Source organism: Aeromicrobium sp. (assembly GCF_014378035.1).
Taxonomy (GTDB): Bacteria; Actinomycetota; Actinomycetes; order Propionibacteriales; family Nocardioidaceae; genus Aeromicrobium.
This window is the reverse complement of record NZ_JACMOM010000249.1, coordinates 20,600-38,335: the sequence shown is the minus strand read 5'-3', so window position 1 is coordinate 38,335 and position 17,736 is coordinate 20,600. Positions and strand designations below refer to the sequence as shown.

At 68.3% G+C, this 17,736-nt stretch carries 14 protein-coding genes; 2 read left to right on the top strand and 12 right to left on the bottom strand.

The genetic code is table 11. The annotated features are described in order from the left end of the window. Positions 1 to 182: DUF3097 family protein (locus H7290_RS13235; RefSeq protein ID WP_290514484.1), on the top strand; the 182-nt coding region annotated here is incomplete at its 5' end. Between the two features lie 27 nt (positions 183 to 209). Here H7290_RS13235 and hemW read toward each other — a convergent pair. The 4 genes from hemW to lepA form a co-directional block, all read right to left on the bottom strand. Next, complete coding sequence (gene hemW / locus H7290_RS13230; protein WP_290514483.1) at positions 210 to 1,442, bottom strand: radical SAM family heme chaperone HemW; 1,233 nt, start codon at positions 1,440 to 1,442, stop codon at positions 210 to 212. A 33-nt stretch (positions 1,443 to 1,475) separates the two neighbouring features. After that, positions 1,476 to 3,311 carry a long-chain fatty acid--CoA ligase gene (locus H7290_RS13225; RefSeq protein WP_290514482.1) on the bottom strand — a complete coding sequence of 612 codons (1,836 nt, stop codon included), beginning with the start codon at positions 3,309 to 3,311 and terminating at the stop codon, positions 1,476 to 1,478. 69 nt (positions 3,312 to 3,380) lie between these two features. Then, positions 3,381 to 4,010, bottom strand: coding sequence for an MOSC domain-containing protein (locus tag H7290_RS13220; protein WP_290514481.1), 630 nt, complete (start codon positions 4,008 to 4,010; stop codon positions 3,381 to 3,383). A 103-nt stretch (positions 4,011 to 4,113) separates the two neighbouring features. Next, positions 4,114 to 5,970 carry a translation elongation factor 4 gene (gene lepA, locus H7290_RS13215; RefSeq protein WP_290514480.1) on the bottom strand — a complete coding sequence of 619 codons (1,857 nt, stop codon included), beginning with the start codon at positions 5,968 to 5,970 and terminating at the stop codon, positions 4,114 to 4,116. 190 nt (positions 5,971 to 6,160) lie between these two features. Between lepA and rpsT the strand changes: the two genes are divergently transcribed. After that, on the top strand, positions 6,161 to 6,421 hold the full coding sequence (rpsT, locus tag H7290_RS13210; RefSeq protein WP_290514479.1) for a 30S ribosomal protein S20: 261 nt from the start codon (positions 6,161 to 6,163) through the stop codon (positions 6,419 to 6,421). 98 nt (positions 6,422 to 6,519) lie between these two features. On the opposite strand, the gene H7290_RS13205 is transcribed toward rpsT, so the two are convergent. The 8 genes from H7290_RS13205 to H7290_RS13170 form a co-directional block, all read right to left on the bottom strand. Next, positions 6,520 to 7,713, bottom strand: coding sequence for a heparan-alpha-glucosaminide N-acetyltransferase domain-containing protein (locus H7290_RS13205; protein ID WP_290514478.1), 1,194 nt, complete (start codon positions 7,711 to 7,713; stop codon positions 6,520 to 6,522). Continuing rightward, positions 7,713 to 8,684 carry a DNA polymerase III subunit delta gene (gene holA / locus H7290_RS13200; RefSeq protein WP_290514477.1) on the bottom strand — a complete coding sequence of 324 codons (972 nt, stop codon included), beginning with the start codon at positions 8,682 to 8,684 and terminating at the stop codon, positions 7,713 to 7,715. The genes H7290_RS13205 and holA overlap by 1 nt, the downstream gene beginning before the upstream one ends. 13 nt (positions 8,685 to 8,697) lie before the next feature. Then, complete coding sequence (locus H7290_RS13195) at positions 8,698 to 10,932, bottom strand: ComEC/Rec2 family competence protein (protein ID WP_290514476.1); 2,235 nt, start codon at positions 10,930 to 10,932, stop codon at positions 8,698 to 8,700. Beyond that, positions 10,932 to 11,741 carry a helix-hairpin-helix domain-containing protein gene (locus tag H7290_RS13190; RefSeq protein WP_290514475.1) on the bottom strand — a complete coding sequence of 270 codons (810 nt, stop codon included), beginning with the start codon at positions 11,739 to 11,741 and terminating at the stop codon, positions 10,932 to 10,934. The genes H7290_RS13195 and H7290_RS13190 overlap by 1 nt, the downstream gene beginning before the upstream one ends. A gap of 128 nt (positions 11,742 to 11,869) precedes the next feature. Beyond that, the gene (locus H7290_RS13185; protein WP_290514474.1) at positions 11,870 to 12,727 is read right to left on the bottom strand and encodes a DegV family protein; all 858 of its coding nucleotides are present in this window, start codon (positions 12,725 to 12,727) and stop codon (positions 11,870 to 11,872) included. Positions 12,728 to 12,757: 30 nt separating this feature from the next. Then, positions 12,758 to 15,610: a leucine--tRNA ligase gene (gene leuS, locus H7290_RS13180; RefSeq protein WP_290514473.1), complete on the bottom strand. Its 2,853-nt coding sequence runs from the start codon at positions 15,608 to 15,610 to the stop codon at positions 12,758 to 12,760. 60 nt (positions 15,611 to 15,670) lie between these two features. Continuing rightward, positions 15,671 to 15,952: a hypothetical protein gene (locus H7290_RS13175; RefSeq protein ID WP_290514472.1), complete on the bottom strand. Its 282-nt coding sequence runs from the start codon at positions 15,950 to 15,952 to the stop codon at positions 15,671 to 15,673. A 9-nt stretch (positions 15,953 to 15,961) separates the two neighbouring features. Beyond that, positions 15,962 to 17,659 (bottom strand): sodium:solute symporter family protein, encoded by a 1,698-nt coding sequence (locus H7290_RS13170; protein WP_290514471.1) that lies wholly within the window; start codon positions 17,657 to 17,659, stop codon positions 15,962 to 15,964. Positions 17,660 to 17,736: the final 77 nt, after the last annotated feature.

Genomic DNA, 17,736 nt, shown 5'->3' with positions numbered 1-17,736 from the left:
CCCGCGGCACCGAGTGGAAGTACGGAATCTGTGAGTCGCTCGGCTGGCCGCACGCCGACCAGGCCGACATCGCCCGCGCCTGGAAGCACATCCTCGGCCGGGTCGACTCCTACGCCGACCTCGAGCCACAATTTCTCGGCCGGGTCGAGGAGCTCATCGACTTCGTGACCGCACAGCACTGACCCTCGTCTCCACCGTAGATCGAGAAGTCAGTCGGTCAGCTCGCGCACGACGGCGTCCGCCAGCAGGCGCCCAGCCTGCGTCAGCACCAGCCGGTCGGCCACCTCGTCAATCAGCCCACGGGCGACGAGCCCCGGCACAGCCGCGCTCGCCACGTCACTCAGAGCGTCGCGATCGAGGCCCGCACGCAGGCGCGTCTGGAGCATGATGCGCTCGACAGTCGCCGTGGCGGCGTCGATGGTCTCGCCGTCGTGCCGTGGCGACTCGCCGGCCGCGAGGCGTTGCGCGTAGGCGGCCGGGTGCTTGACGTTCCACCAGCGCTCCGCAACCCCCGCTGACTCAACGGAATCAGACTCACGACGTACGTGTGAATGTGCTCCCGGGCCAACTCCCCACCAGTCGGCACTTCGCCAGTAGAGGACGTTGTGCCGGCACTGCGCCGCCTCGTCGCGCGCCCAGTTCGACAGCTCGTACCAATGCAGTCCCGCCCGCGAGAAGGTGTCGTCGGCCAGCACGTACTTGTCGGCAGTCTCGTCGTCGTCGGGCATGACGACCTCGCCGCGCCTGACCTTGCGGGCGAAGGCCGTGCCCTGCTCGACGATGAGGGCGTAGGCACTGATGTGGTCGGGTTGCAGCTCGATGGCCTGGTCGATGCTGGTCTGCCAGTCGATCATCGACTCCCCCGGCGTGCCGTAGATCAGGTCGACGCTGACCTGCTCGTAGCCGGCTTCCCGAGCCCATCGGACGGCCTGCGGCACGCCCGCCGGGTCATGCGTCCGGTCGAGGGTCGCCAGCACGTGCGGCACGGCCGACTGCACGCCGAACGAGATGCGGGTGAAGCCGCCCGCCCGCAGCGTCGCCAGCGAGTCGGGCGTGACGCTGTCCGGGTTGGCCTCCGTCGTGACCTCGACGTCATCGGTCAGCCCGATGGCGTTCCGCACGGTGTCGAGCATGCGGACGAGATCGGCTGACGGCAGCTGGGTGGGAGTGCCGCCACCGAAGAAGACGGTCTCCGCAGGAGGCCGCCCCGCCAACGACAGACCCGCCTGCTCGATCTCCCGCATCGCGGTGTCGGCGTACGAGGCCCGCGTCGCACCTTCGCCCAGCTCGTCGGCCGTGTAGGTGTTGAAGTCGCAGTAGCCACAGCGCACCGAGCAGAACGGCACGTGCACGTAGATGCCCAGCGGCCGGGCTTCGGGCACAGCCGGGACGCCGAACGACCGCCCCTCCACGTGGACGGGCGGTCGTTCGGTCAGTGGCACTGCCACAGTGTAGTGACCTCGCTGGTACTGGTCTCAGGCGTAGAAGGAGTCGAGGATCGCCTTGTTGTTGACCTCGACGACGTTGCGCTTGACCTTCATGCTCGGGGTGATCTCGCCGGACTCGATGCTGAGGTCGTGGTCGAGGATCGCGAACCTCTTGATCGTCTCCCACCGGTTGACCTTGGAGTTGAGCTCGTCGATCTGGCCCTGGATGACCTCGTTCATCTCCGGTGACGCGACCACCTCGGCGTACGACTTGCCCGACATGCCGTGGCCCGCAGCCCATTCGTTGACCGCGTCGGGGTCGAGGGTGATGAGCGCGCTGCAGAAGTTGCGGTCGTTGCCGTGCACCAGGATCTGGCTCGTGAGGGCACTGATGCCCTTGAAGGTGCCTTCGATGTGTGGCGGCGCGACGTACTTGCCGCCGGAGGTCTTGAACAGCTCCTTCTTGCGGCCCGTGATGAACAGGAAGCCGTCCTCATCGATGCGGCCCTCGTCACCCGTGTGCAGCCAGCCGTCGGCCGTCAGCGTCGACGCGCTCTCGGTGTCGAGGTTGTGGTAACCGCGCATGACGTGCGGGCCCTTGATCAGGACCTCGCCGTCCTCGGCGATCCTGGCCTCGCTCCCGGGGAGCGCCGTGCCGACCGAGCCGAGCTTGAAGTTGTCCGGCTGGTTGACGAACGCGCCCGCGGAGTTCTCGGTCAGGCCGTAGCCCTCGAGGATCAGGACCCCGGCGGCATGGAACCACTCCGCGATGTCCGGGGACAGCGCGGCCGCGCCGGAGATGAAGAAGCGCACCCGGCCGCCGAAGCGGTCGCGCACCTTGGAGAACACCAGCTTGTCGGCAACGGCGAACTTGGCCTTGAGGACCGGCGAGATGGTCTTGCCCGAGCGGACGGCACGGGAGTGCTCCAGCCCGACGCTCTCGGCCCACGTGAAGATCTTGAGCTTCACGCCACCCTCGGCCTCGGTCATGCCGACGATGCGGCCGTACGCCTTCTCGAAGATGCGCGGTGCAGCACCCATGAAGGTCGGCCGGACGATCGCCAGGTTGTCCACGATTCGCGGCACCCGGCCGTCGATCGCGGTGGCGAAGCCGATCGCGAGCTGCGTGGAGAGCAGGACCTTGCCGAACGAGTGCGCCATCGGCAGCCAGAGGAACTGCAGGTCGTCCTCGGACAGGATCCCGGCGGCGACCATGACGGCACCCTCGTAGACCCAGCCGTCGTGGGCCAGGCGAACGCCCTTGGGACGCCCCGTGGTGCCGGACGTGTAGATGAGAGTCGCCAGCGAGTCACCGGTCGTGGCGGCGACGCGCTCCTCGATCACGGTCGGGTTCTCGGAGAGGTGCTTCTCGCCCAGCGCCTCGAGCTCGTCGAAGCTGATGACCCAGTCGCCGTCCGAGGTTCCCTCGAAGACGACGACCTTGACGAGGGACGGGAGCTCGGAGTGCTTCTCGCGCAGCTTGGCGACCTGCTCGTCGTCCTCGGCGAAGACGATCCGGCTGTTTGAGTCGGCCAGGATGTAGGCGACGTCTCCCGACATCGTCGTGGGGTAGACCGTGGTCGTCGCGCCACCGGCAGGCATGATCGCCAGGTCGGCCAGGGTCCACTCGATTCGGGTGCCTGACGCGATCGCGACCCGCTCCTCCGCCTCGATGCCCAGGGACACCAGCCCGGCGGCGAGGCGTGTGACGCGCTCGCCGGTCTGCGACCACGTGAGCGACTGCCACACCTCGTTCTCGTCGGGATAGCGGTAGGCCTCCCGGGGACCGCTCTTCTCGACGCGGTCGTAGAACATCGCGGAAACGCTGGTGGCGCGGTTCTCGATGACTGCGAGCTGTTCGGGCGTGGCAACTACAGCGGGCATGTGGAGTCCTTCGCGACGGCATACTGACGGTCTGTAATGCGGATCACCCTAACTTACTGACAGGTCACTTCAGCGGTCGCTGCGACGCACACCCAACCGGCGCTCGACGAAGGCCGTCAGCCTGGGTTCGACGGCGAGCTGCGGCACCAGGTGCCGCTCGGTCGTCAGTGCCCGGAACACCAGCTCTACGGTCACCTCGTGGTCGCGGCGCTCGACGATCTCGATCTCGTCGCCGGCCCGGATGTCGCCCGGCTCGACGACCCGAAAGTAGGGTCCCGGCATGCCCTGCTGGGTGAAACGCCTGACCCACTGCTTCTCGTCCAGGAAGCCCTGGAACACCGAGCACGGGATGCGTACTCCCGACAGCTCGAGCAGCGCACCGCCGATGCGCCACCGGTCCCCCGCCCGGGACGCATTGAGGTCGATGCCCTGGGTCGTGAGGTTCTCGCCGAACTGGCCGGCCCGCAGCGTGCGGCCCAGGATCAGCTCCCAGGTATCGAGATCCTCACGGGCGTACGCCGAGACCGCCTGGATCGGGCCGCCGTGGTGCTGGAGGTCGGCGATCTCGTCGCCGCCGACCCCGAGCCGGCTGACGTGGACCGGCCCTTGCGCCGGCCGCTTGTCGATGGCGCTGCGACGGAGCTGACCCCACGGCACGTCGACGGTGTGCCCGATGTTGACCGACTCGACCAGTGCCATGCCGCGACCCTACTCAGCGCCGTGCTGGACCGAGGATGAGGGTTTGCGGCTGCTCCAGCGGCCCCGATCCTGCCTCTCTCGCCGGCCGTGGGTGTGGCGGAGGTCAGTTGTCGATGTCACCGGTTGAGAGGGCTGCGATGAAGGCTTCCTGGGGGACCTCGACGCGACCCACCATCTTCATGCGCTTCTTGCCCTCCTTCTGCTTTTCCAACAGCTTGCGCTTGCGTGAGATGTCGCCGCCGTAGCACTTGGCGAGGACGTCCTTGCGGATGGCGCGGATGTTCTCGCGTGCGATGACGCGGGCGCCGATGGCGGCCTGGATCGGCACCTCAAACTGCTGGCGCGGGATGAGCTCCTTGAGTTTGGACGCCAACGAGACGCCGTAGGAGTAGGAGTTGTCGCGGTGCACGATCGCGCTGAACGCGTCGACGATCTCACCCTGCAGCAGCACGTCGACCTTGACGAGGTCGGAAGCCTGCTCACCGGTGGGCTCGTAGTCGAGCGACGCGTAGCCCTTCGTGCGGCTCTTGAGTGCGTCGAAGAAGTCGAACATGATCTCGCCCATGGGCAGCGTGTACTTGATCTCGACCCGGTCCTCGGAGAGGTAGTCCATGCCGATCAGCTGGCCCCGGCGACCCTGGCACAGCTCCATGATCGTGCCGATGTAGTCGGTCGGGGTCAGCACCGTGGCGCGGACGACGGGCTCGAAGACCTGGTTGATCTTGCCCTCGGGGTACTCGCTGGGGTTGGTGACGATGTGCTCCGTGCCGTCTTCCATGTCAACGCGGTAGACGACGTTGGGCGCCGTCGAGATGAGCTCGAGGTTGAACTCGCGCTCAAGGCGTTCTCGCACGATCTCGAGGTGCAGCAGCCCGAGGAAGCCGATGCGGAAGCCGAAGCCCAGAGCGCCGGACGACTCCGGCTCGTAGACGAGGGCCGCGTCGTTGAGCTGGAGCTTCTCGAGTGCGTCGCGAAGCGTCGGGTAGTCGTCGCCGTCCATGGGGTAGAGACCCGCGAAGACCATGGGGTTGGGGGTCTTGTAGCCGCCGAGGGGCTCGGTCGCACCACGAATGCTGGACGTCACGGTGTCACCGACTCGCGACTGCCGGACCTCCTTGACGCCGGTGATGAGGTAGCCGACCTCGCCGACTCCGAGCTCCTTGGACTTGACCGGATCGGGCGAGATGACGCCGACCTCGAGCATCTCGTGCACCGCGCCTGTCGACATCATCTTGATCTTGTCGCGGTGGCTCAACGAGCCGTCGAAGACCCGGACGTAGGTGACGACACCGCGGTAGGTGTCGTAGACGGAGTCGAAGATCAGCGCGCGCGGCGGGGCGTCGGGGTCGCCCTTCGGGGCCGGGATCTCATCGACGATGAGATTGAGCAGCTCCTCGACGCCCTGGCCAGTCTTCGCCGAGACCCTCAGCACCTCATCGGGGTCGCCGCCGATGATGCCGGCGATCTCTGCGGCGTACTTGTCCGGCTGGGCTCCGGGCAGGTCGATCTTGTTGAGCACCGGGATGATGTCGAGGTCGGCGTCGATGGCGAGGTAGAGGTTGGCGAGCGTTTGGGCCTCGATGCCCTGGGCCGCGTCGACCAGCAGGACCGCGCCCTCGCAGGCTTCGAGGCTGCGGCTGACCTCGTACGTGAAGTCGACGTGGCCCGGGGTGTCGATCATGTTGAGCACGTAGACCGTGCCGGCGTCGTCGCCGCTGGACTTCGTGAACGGCATGCGGACTGCCTGGCTCTTGATCGTGATGCCGCGCTCGCGCTCGATGTCCATCCGGTCGAGGTACTGCGCGCGCATGTCGCGGCCGTCCACGACACCCGTGTGCTGCAGCATGCGGTCGGCCAGCGTCGACTTGCCGTGATCGATGTGCGCGATGATGCAGAAGTTGCGTAGGATCTGGGGATCGGTGGCCCCCGGCTGGGGTACGTCGCTGGAGTTGGCGCTCATGATGGATCATTCTCCCATCACCCCGGCTGCACTCGCGCCACCCCGCTCGTGAACGGTGGTGGCACGACCGTCCGGTGCCCCGTCGATTTGAGGGGCCGGGCCGGTGGCTGGTAGGGTTGGCGACTGCGTGCTCAGCACGTCCTCACACTTTTCGTACCACTGATCCACTCGAGAGAAACAGGTTTGCCCCGTGGCGAATATCAAGTCGCAGATCAAGCGCAACCGACAGAACGAGCTCGCGCGTGAGCGCAACAAGTCCGTGCGTTCCGCCCTTCGGACGGCAGTCCGTCGCTTCACCGAGGCTGCTGACGCCGGCAACGCCGACGAGGCCAAGGTGCTCGCGGGCGAAGCCACCAGGAAGCTCGACAAAGCTGCCTCGAAGAAGGTCATCCACAAGAACCAGGCGGCGAACCGCAAGTCGGCCATCGCCAAGAAGGCCGCGTCACTCTGACGTAGACGTCGGTCGCGTTCGGTCATGCCGAACAGTGAAGAAGCGCCCTGCGGGGCGCTTTTTTCATGCGCTCTTCGTGCCCCGCGGCGGTCAGACCCTCACACGAGACCCCGGGAGGCGGTGCGGGACGAGCGACCGCTCCCCCACACTGAGAGGCGCCGCACGGCCGACTCCAGCGGGCCCCGTCCAAGGAAACGTCGCCAAAGCACCGCGGCCGCGCACAGGACGACGACCTGCAGGAGCCAGTCGTCGTAGCCGCCCACCGGAGGCAGGCCAGCGGCGAGCTCGTCGGACGTGACCCGCAGCCGCCACGACCACAGCACGTGGATCGTGTAGAGCGACAACGTCATGGCCCCCGCAGCACGCACCGGCGCGAGGACGAACCATGCCCCCGGGATGCGGGCCGTCGACACCAGCGCGCAGGCACCCACGATCAGGACGGACGACCCCATGGCTCCGAGGACGTTGAGCGGTCGTGACGTGTGCTCGCCGACGATCAACAGGTCGTTCCACATTGGCAGCTCGTAGGGGTAACCGTCGACACGGAACAGCAGGTGCCAACCGTCGCGGCCGTCGTCGCCGAACGTCCCCAGGGAGATCGCGGCCCAGCCGGTGGCCAGCGTGACCGTCACGAGCGCCGCGCCGACGAGCACCATGCGCCGGGCGACGACCGCCGAACGAAGGTCGAGCCGTCCGAGCCCGAGGCCCGCAAGCACGTAGGCGAACCACACCGCCGCGGGGTAGGGGCCCCACACCAGGAGCTCCATGACAAGGCCTCCCGGGTGCTCCAGGTCGGAGAGCTCGGCCTGCTCGGCGAAGACCGGCGAGTGCTGCCGCTGGGCAGCCAGGAGCAGCACCGGGACGACGACGGCCCAGGCCCCAGCGAGGATCAGCACGGCACGCGTGGACAGCCGCCGGAACGGCAGCGCCGCGACGATCATCACCCCGTAGGACGGCAAGATGACCAGGATGGGCATGTCGTGCAGGGAGCCCAGCGACAGGCCGAGGGCCACCAGCAGGACGGCACGGATCGCGGTGGCGCGGGTTGATCCGGCGCCCCCGGGCTCACGGTCGTGGATGAGCGCGAGCGCGACGCCCGCCACGAGTGCGAACAGCGGTGCGGCCCGCCCACTCGCGACGATGGACCCGACTGGCGGCCCGCCGTCAAGCCAGTGTGGCCCCACGTGCACCAGCATCATCGCGAGCAGGGCGACACCTCGCGCGAGGTCGATGGCGTCGACGCGCCCACCCGTGCGGACCTGCGGTCCGACCGAGGTGACGGCTCTGGTCATCAGCGACGCCGTTGGGCCGCAACCTGGAGCACCATTCGCTCGACCGCGAAGGCGGGGTCCGCAGACCCGCCCTTGACGGCCAGATCTGCGCGCGCCACGACGTCGAGCGCCCGGGCCAGCGCACCGGGCTCCCACCACTGGAGCTGCTGACGCATCGAGCGCAACCGGAAGGGGGGCACCCCGACAGTGGAGGCGAGGTCGGCATCACGAAGGCCCGTGGGTGCCGACGACAGCTTGGCGAGGGCGCGCAATCCCGTGGCGAACGCACTGGTGATGAGCACCGGCGCCACCTTGGCGGTCTCGGCCCACCGCGCCTGCTCGAGGGCGACATTGATGTTGCCGTCGATTGCGGCGTTGGCGATCTCGTAGCCGCGGACGTCGGCGCGTCCGCCGAAGTACTGGCGCACGTGCTCGACCGTGATCTCGCTCCCGTGGTCGAGGGTCGACACCAGCTGGTCGGCTGCCCCACCGAGGGCCCTGAGGTCTTGTCCGACGGAGGCGACGAGCAGGGTTGCCGCCACCTCGTCGATGCGTGAGCCGAGGTCGCGGACCTCGGTGTAGACCCACCGGGCGAAGTCACGCTCGTACTTGGGCTGCTCGACCTTGATCTCACTGACACAGTCGGTCTTGCGCAGCTTGTCGAGCAGGCCCTTGCCCTTGTTGCCACCACCGTGCACCAGCACGACGGTGACATCGGGCGACGGGTTGGCCGCGTAGGCGAGCAGCTCGCCCTGGGCGGCTTCGGGGAGATCCTGGAGCTCGGTGAGGACCAGCGCACTGACATCGCTGAACAGCGAGGGACTCGTCAGCCCCGCGAGCTCGCCGGTCTGCATGCCGGTTGCGCTCGCCTCGGCCACCTCGCACTCGGGGTGCTCGGCTGTGACGGCGGCGACAGCACGGGCGCGGGTGCGGTCGGCGAGGAACTCGGCGTTGCCGGTGATGAGCAGGATCTTGCCGAATGCCGTGGCCACGCCCCCAGCCTAGTCAACGGGTCACCACGACAAGACGTCCTTCGCGCTGCACGATGGCGATGTCGCCGTCGGTGTCGGTGCGCCACCACCTGGTGCCCTGCGCACGCATCAAGGACAGTGCCGCCGCGGCCGGATGCCCGTATTCGTTGTCGGCTCCGGCACTGACCGTGGCGAGCCGGGCTCCCACCGCGGCGAAGAACTGCTCAGACTGTCGCGCGCTCCCGTGGTGCGGCATCTTGAGAACGTCGGCGGCCAGGTCGGGATGCTCACGCAGCAGTCGGTCCTGGGCATCGGGCTCGATGTCACCCGCCAGCATCAGGCGCACGCCCCGGACCTCGGCGGCCAGCACGACGCTCGCATCGTTGGTCGACGAGCCGTCGGCGGGGGTGACCCTCATCGACCCCGTGTCGTGGGGCCACAGCACCCGCGCGCTGACGTTGCCGACCCTGAACGTCTCGCCGGGCGAGGCGACGTGCCGCGGGATCGCGGACTCACCCGGCCCTCCCGTCGTACCGACCAGGATCTGGTCGACGCGTCGTCCGTCGCGAACTCCGGGCCACCCGTCGACGTGGTCGGCGTGCGCGTGGGTGAAGACCATCAGGCGCACCCGACGGACGTCGAGGCGGTCAAGACAGCGACTGACCAGGGCTGGATCGGGACCGGCATCTATCACGACGGCCGACCCGCCGCCGGCAGCCAGGACGGTGGCATCGCCCTGACCCACCGCGCAGGCCACCATGGCCCAGCCGGGAGGGGGCCAGCCTGTCTGCGGTGGTCGCCAGACGCCCACGAGCAACCCGACGGAGAGCCCCACGAAGACAGCCGGGCGGGGCGCGATGCGGACGATCGCCCAGGTGAGGAGCGGCACCACCACCAGCAGCGCCTGCCACGGCGCGTGCCACTCCAGCGAGGCCGCGTCGAGGGACGCCGAGCGATGTCCCACGGCCAGGATCCAGCTCGCGCACCCACCCGCCGCGACCCCCGGAACGTGGCTGAGCGGTACCGATACCAGGGCCACGAACCCTCCCAGCAGCCCTGCCACGGTGGCCGGAGCCACCGCCGGCCCGGCGAGCAGGTTGGCGACGACCGACACGAGGGACACCTGGCCGGAGATCGCGGCGATGACTGGCGTACACACGAGCTGCGCTGCGAGGGGCACCGCGACGGCGAGCGCGCACCAGCGGGGCATCCAGGTCATGAGCGGACGAGCAACGACCGGAGCGAGCAGCAGGATGCCCGCCGTCGCGCACACCGACAGGATGAATCCTGCCGACCGAGCCAGCCACGGATCGAGGAAGACCAGCGCGATGACAGCGATGGCGAGAGCACGGACGCCGCCGCGGGTACCGAACCCGAGGGCAGCGATGCCGACCGCGCCCATCGCGGCGGCGCGCACGACACTCGGGTCCGGCCGGGCCAGCAGGACGAAAGCGACGATCGACACCATCCCGACGAGGAACAGACCACGGCGACGGACGCCGGCTGCGCGTGCCACCACCATGACCACGGCCAGCACGATCGTGAGGTTGGTGCCCGACACCGCCATGAGGTGGGTGAGCCCGCTTCGCCGGAAGTCCTCTTCCACCTCGTCGCTCACGCCGGTGTCGTCACCGTCGACGAGGGCCGGAACCAGGGCCCGCGGCTCCGGACGCACTGTCGACACCGAGCGGCGAACGCCTTCGCGCACGTGCTCCGAGGCCTCCCACCACCAGCTCGCCCGGTCGGCCGGACCGCGCCGCACGACATCGATCACTGCTGCCTCGTCGGAGGAGTCCGAGGGCGCCAGGCGGCCGAGCAGGACCAGCCGCCGGCCGACGACGAGACCGTCGGCGGGTCCGTCGAGGAATGCCGTGGCACGGTCGCGCACCCGCACATCGGTGGCACGCGTGACGGCGCGCCTCACGAGCACCTGCACCACGACCGATTGCTGACCGTGATGCGTGAAGGTCCGGGCATCGCGCCGGACCTCAACCTCCAGCGTGGCCAGTCGGTGGTGGGCGGCCAGGTCGGTCAGCGGGGAGTGCTCGACGACGGTGAGCCGCCAGGCGCATGACGCAGCGACGGCCGCGAGGCAGACCGTCACGAGCACGATCGGCAGAGCGCGGGGTGGCGACCACCGGAGCACGGCTGCGGCGACGACGACGGCCGCCACGGAGACGACCAGGGCGATCCGTGAGCCGCTCGCGACCAACCAGGCTGCTGCGCCCCAGCAGATGAGTGCCGGCGGCACCAGCCGCAGGTCGTGCATCAGACGATGACGAGGTCGCGAAGCTCTGCCAACGTCGCATCACCGATGCCCTTGACATCAAGCAGGTCGTCGACCGCGCCGAAGCGGCCATTCTTCTCACGCCAGTCCAGGATCGACTTCGCCGTCACCGGCCCCACCCCGGGCAGGGTGTCGAGCTGCTCGGCCGTGGCGGTGTTGAGATTGACCTTGGCGCCGACGCCAGAGGCCGGACCGGCTCCGTTGCCGCCGCCGGCGCCGGCCGCGGCACCGGACGGCAGGCCGGGCACCTCTGCGGGCTCGAGCCCGACCAGGATCTGCTCGCCGTCGGACAGCACTCGGGCCATGTTCAGTGACGCGGTGTCGACCCGACCTCTGGGCCCGCCGGCCGCCTCGATGGCTTGGTACACGCGCGACCCCTTGGGCACGCTGACGATGCCGGGCTTGCGCACCTTGCCGATGACGTCGATGACCAGCTGCTCGGTCGCGGACGTCGAGGGCGTCGCACCCGACGTCCCGGACGACGGCGCAGTGGACTGAGACATGGACGGCGCCGAGGTCTGGCCGAAGGCGAGGGGCGCGACCGGATCGCTGGCCTCGGGACGACCGGAGAGCAGCCACCACACCAGGAGCACCGCTGCGGCGACGCTGACCGTTGCCAGGACCCGGACGTGCGGGACCTCGACCCTCTGCCGCTCGGGTCTGGACCGTTCGGGTCGGTCCTCGGACACCGGCGGGAGGGTGGCGTCGAACGAGGCCACGAGCAGGGCGAGCCTGCGCCGCGCTATGTCTGCGCGGGTCTCCTCGGGCTGGGCAGGTCGCGGAGTTCTCACACACCGACGCTAGGCACCGGTTCCCGTCGACGCGGGTCGTGACGCGGCCGCTGTGGACAGGAGCGGGGCTTGCAGCAGTCGTGGAAAACCCGGGCTGCTGTGTCAGGGCCGGGAGCCGTCCGGCGATGTCAGCAGCGGGGCGTGATAGTCACCGAGATCATGCCGGGGCCGACATGGGCGCCGATCGACGCACCGACCTCGTCGACGGGGATCGACTCGAGGCCGAGCGCGGCAGCGAGGCGCCCGGCGACCGCCGCAGCGATCGTCGGGCTGGCAAGGTGCTGAACCCCGATCTGAAAGCCGTCGGCGCACGAGCCGGCTCGCTCGACGGCGAGCGCCTCGACCCTCGCCAGCGCCTTCGCCTGGGTGCGCACGCGCTCGAGCGGCACGACCAGGCCGTCGGTGATCGTCAGGATCGGCTTGACCGCCAGGGCGGAGCCGATCAGCGCGGCTGCGGCTCCCACGCGTCCGCCCCGCCTCAGATACTCGAGGGTGTCGACGTAGAGCAGTGCTGTCGACGACTCGCCGGCGCGGCGGGCCGCCTCCGCGATGGACATCACGTCGTCACCGGAATCCCGGGCCTCGGCTGCCCGTCCGGCGGCGAAGCCTGTCGCGATGCCGACCTGGGTGGAGTCGATGCACGTCACGGGCACCGACGACTGCTTCGAGGCCAGCACAGCCGAGTCCAGGGTGCCCGACATCTTGGCGCTGAGGTGGACCGAGACGATCGCCGTGGCCCCCTCCGCGGCAAGCCGTTCGTAGACCTTGAGGAAGTCGTCCGGGGTGGGACGTGACGTGTTGACCGGGACGAAGGAGGCAAGCGCGTCGGCAATCATGTCTGCGGTGACGTCGACGCCCTCGGTGTAGACGTCGGCGCCGATGATGACCTGCAAAGGCACGACCGTGATGCCTTCGCGTGCGGCATCCTCCGGTGAGAGCGACGACGTCGAGTCTGTGACGATGGCGACGGAGGAAGCGGCTGTCATGGTCACGACCCTATCCGGCTGTGGTGGGCGTCACACCACGATGCTGACGAGCTTGGGCGCTCGGACGATGACCTTGCGGATATCCCGACCGTCGATCGTCCTCACCACGTTCGGCTCGGCGAGAGCGAGCGCCGTGAGGTCATCGTCGGAGATGTCGGGGCTGACCTCGATCTTGCCCCGCACCTTGCCGAGCACCTGCACGACGCACGTCACCGAGACCGACACGAGGTGGGTCGGATCGGCCTCCGGGAAGGGCTCGCGGGTCAACGAGTCAGGGTGCCCGAGCCGCGACCACAGCTCCTCGGCGATGTGCGGAGCCAGCGGTGCCAGCATCAGCACGAGCGGCTCGACGGCGGCTCGGCTGCGCACGCCCGCCTTGGTGAGGTGGTTGGTCAGCTCGATCAGCTTCGCCACGGCGGTGTTGAAGCGCAGGTGCTCCATGTCGCCCCGCACGCCGTCGATCGTGACGTTCAGGACGTGGAGGGTTGTTGCGTCGAGCTCGGCCTCGTCGACCGCGAGCTCACCGGAGTCCTCGTCGACCAGCAGCCGCCACACGCGCTGCAGGAACCGTTGCGATCCCACGACGGCGCGGGTCTCCCACGGCCTGGACATGTCGAGCGGGCCCATCGACATCTCGTAGACCCGGAACGTGTCGGCGCCATATGCCTCGTACATGTCGTCAGGCGTGACGACGTTCTTGGGGCTCTTGCCCATCTTTCCGTACTCACGTGTGACGGGCTGGTCCTCGAACCACCAGCTTGAGGTGCCCGCGTCGTCGACGCGCTCCTCGACCTCGTCCGCCGGGACATAGACCCCACGGGAGTCCTGGAACGCGTCGGCCTGGATGTAGCCCTGGTTGAGGAGGCGGTGGAACGGCTCCTCGCTTGACACGTGGCCGAGGTCGAACAGGACCTTGTGCCAGAACCGGGCGTAGAGGAGATGCAGCACGGCGTGCTCGACCCCACCCACATAGAGGTCGACTCCACCTGTCTCGCCGGGCTTGCGCGGACCCAGCCAGTAACGCTCGTTCTCGGGGTCGACGAGCGCATCGGCGTTGTGCGGGTCGGCGTAGCGCAGCTCGTACCACGAGGAGCCGGCCCAGTTGGGCATCGTGTTGGTCTCGCGCCGGTACGACCGGAGGCCGTGGCCGAGGTCGAGCTCGACGTTGACCCACTCGGGGACGCGTGCCAGCGGGGGTTCGGGCTCGCTGTCAACGTCGTCGGGCTCGAAGGTCTTGGGCAGGTAGTCGGGCACCTCCGGCAGCTCGACAGGGAGCATCGAGTCGGGCACCGCGATCGGCTGGTCGGCCTCGTCGTAGACGATCGGAAACGGCTCGCCCCAGTAGCGCTGCCGGCTGAAGAGCCAGTCGCGGAGCCGGTAGGTCGTCGTACCCTCGCCGGCGCCGTTGAGCTGTAGCCAGCTGATGATCGCGGCCTTGGCCTCCTCAATGCTGAGGCCGTCGAGGCTGATGCCTGCCTCGTACACGTCCGCGTTGGACGAGTTGATGGCCGCACCGTCGCCGGTCCACGCTCCACCGTCGAACCCTTCCGGCGGCTGCACCGTTCGGATGATCGGCAGCCCGTACGCCTCGGCGAACTCGTGGTCGCGCTCGTCCTGCGCCGGAACGGCCATGATCGCGCCGGTGCCGTACCCCGTGAGGACGTAGTCGGCGATGAACACCGGGATGGAGGCCCCGTTGACGGGGTTGGTCGCGAACGAGCCGGTGAAGACGCCGGTCTTGTCGCGGTTCTCCTGCCGCTCGAGGTCGGTCTTGGCCGCAGCCATCGCCCGGTAGGCCGCAACGGCCTCGACCGGGTTGTCCACGCCATTGGTCCACAGGCGGGGCGTGCCGCCCGGCCACTCGTCGGTCGTGAGCACGTCGACCAGCGCGTGCTCGGGGGCCAGCACGGCGTAGGTGGCACCGAAGAGCGTGTCGGGCCGCGTCGTGAAGACGTCGATCGGCGCCGCGACACCGTCGACCCGGAAGCTGACCCGTGCCCCGTGTGATCGGCCGATCCAGTTGCGCTGCATGCTGCGGACCGACTCAGGCCAGTCGACCCGATCGAGGTCGTCGATCAGGCGGTCCGAATAGGCAGTGATGCGCATCTTCCACTGGCGCAGGCTGCGGGTGAACACCGGGAAGTTGCCGCGCTCGCTGCGGCCATCGGCGGTGACCTCCTCGTTGGACAACACCGTGCCGAGGCCGGGGCACCAGTTGACCGGCGACTCGTCGATGTAGGCGAGGCGGCGCGAGTCGATCAGGATGCGCCGCTCGAGAGGCGCGAGGTCTGCCCAGGCCGCGCCATCGGGAGCCGTGCGCTCCCCCGACTCGTACTCGGCACGCAGCTCGCTGATGGGCCGCGCTCGGCCCGCGTCCTCGTCGTACCAGGCCTCGAAGATCTGGATGAAGATCCACTGGGTCCAGCGGACGAAGTCGGGATCGATCGTGGCGAAGCTGCGTCGCGGGTCGTGCGCCAACCCGAGCCGGCGCAGCTGGCGGCGCATGTTGGCGATGTTGGCGAGGGTGTTGGTCCGAGGGTGCTCGCCGGTCTGCACGGCGTGAATTTCCGCGGGGAGACCGAACGCGTCGTAGCCGAGGGCGTGCAGGACGTTGTCACCGCACATGCGGCGGTAGCGTCCGACGACGTCCGTGGCGATGTATCCGAGCGGGTGACCGACGTGCAGACCCGCGCCAGAGGGGTACGGGAACATGTCCATGATGAAGTACTTGTCACCGGTGACATCGCCCGCGAGGTCACCGACGGGGTTGGGCGCCTCGAAGGTTCCTTCTGCGTCCCAGCGGTCCTGCCAGCGGCTCTCGATGTCGCCCGCGAGGGTGCTGGTGTAGCGATGGGAGACCGGGGCTTGTTCAGGCGTGCTCACTGCGCAGATGTTACCGGTGCCCCGCCCACCTCCCCACCAGGCGAGCGGCGCGGCAGGCGCCTAGTCCTTGTGGTCGGGGACGATCAGCGGACGCCATCGGGCCCACGCCGCGAAGAGCAGTGCCACGACGATCATGCCGATCCCGCCATACAGGTTGACGTTGTAGCCGTCACCGCGGGCAAGCTCCTCCTTGCTGGCGTTGAACAGGCCCAGCAGGGTCAGGATGATGCCGTAGGCGCCGAGAAGCCCGGCAATGACGAACCTGATGTCGAGCGCCCCGGCCTTCTTCTTGGGTGTCGTGTCGTCAGGTGTCTTGTCCGTCTCGGGTGTCTTGTCTGTCATGCGAAGCCCCTATCGGAACAGCAGGTTGAGGAGGATGACGAGGACGAGCCCGATGCCCGCGAGCTTGGTGGGCGACTGCCACCACGGCAGAGACGCCTCGTTCGGGTCGACCCGTGTCGACTTGGGCGTCAAGGAGTAGACGAGTCCGACGAGCTCCTTCTCGACCCTGGGCTTCGTGAACATCGTGACGGCCACGCTCACCGCGATGTCGACGATGAATGCCGCTCCAGCCGCGGCGAAGCTCGCCCCCTGGCCCCTAAGGCTGAGGACCCCGACGCTGAAGCTGCCGAACGCGTCCTCGCTGAGGTAGGCCACGGCGATGGCAGCAAAGGTGCCCGACACGAGCCCGATCCAGCCGGCCGAGGCGGACATCCGCTTCCAGAACATTCCGAGGATGAACGTCGCGAACAGCGGTGCGTTGAAGAATCCGAAGAGGGTCTGGAGGTAGTTCATCAGGTTGTCGTAGTTGGCGGCGAAGTAGGCCGTACCGATCGCGATGACCGTGGCACCCACCGTGGCGAGACGTCCGACGAACGTGTAGTAGCTGTCTGGCTTGTCCTTACGGATGTACTGCTGCCAGATGTCGTAGCTGAAGACCGTGTTGAACGCCGAGATGTTGGCCGCCATGCCCGCCATGAACGAGGCCAGGAGCCCCGCGATCGCGACGCCGAGCATGCCGTTGGGCAGCAGGTCGCGCATCAGGAGCAGGATCGCATCGTTGTACGTCGCACCGTTCGTGTCACCGCTGCCGGACTTCAGGTTGGTGATCTCCGGGACGACGATCGCCGCGATGATGCCGGGGATGATGACGATGAACGGGATGAACATCTTCGGAAAGGCGCCGAGGATCGGCGCCCGCCTGGCTGAGGACAGCGACTCGGACGCCATGGCTCGTTGCACCTCGACGAAGTTGGTCGTCCAGTAGCCGAACGACAGGACGAAGCCGAGGCCGAAGACAAGCCCGATGACCGAGAGCACCGGATTCTCGATCCCGGTCAGGTCGGTGCCCGGCCACGATGAGAGCTGCTCGCTGCTGGGCTGGACCCTGTCCTTGATGCCCTGCCAGCCACCAACCTTGTGCAGCGCGATCAGGGTCAGCGGAAGCAGCGCCGCGACGATCACGAAGAATTGGAGCACCTCGTTGTAGATCGCCGCCGACAGACCGCCGAGGGTGATGTAGCTGAGCACGATGATGGCCGCTGCGACGAGTGACACGAACAGCGGCAGCCCCAGCAACCGGTTCACGATCGTCGCCAACAGGTAGAGGTTGATGCCGGCGATCAGCAGCTGCGCGATGGCGAAGCTGATCGCGTTGACCAGGTGGGCCCCTGTGCCGAAGCGTCGCCGCATGAACTCGGGCACGCTGCGAACACCGGAACCGTAGTAGAACGGCATCATCACGATGCCGAGGAACAACATCGCCGGCACTGCGCCGATCCAGAAGTAGTGGAACGTCGCGACGCCGAACTGTGCGCCGTTGGCCGACATGCCCATGATCTCGACAGCGCCGAGGTTGGCCGAGATGAACGCGAGGCCCGTCACCCAGGCCGGAAGAGACCGCCCGGAGAGGAAGAAGTCCAGACTTGTCGACACCTGGCGCCTGGCCAGAACCCCGATGCCGATCACGACGACGAAGTACAGAGCGACGATCATGTAGTCGAACGCGTTGGCGTCGAGGCGGAAGGTGCCGTCGGCGGTGTGGATCATGGTGGCCCCGATTCGCAGGTCGACGCCGCTCCCCTGGCGGCTCCGACGGCACGCTACTCCCGGTCGAGGAAAATTGC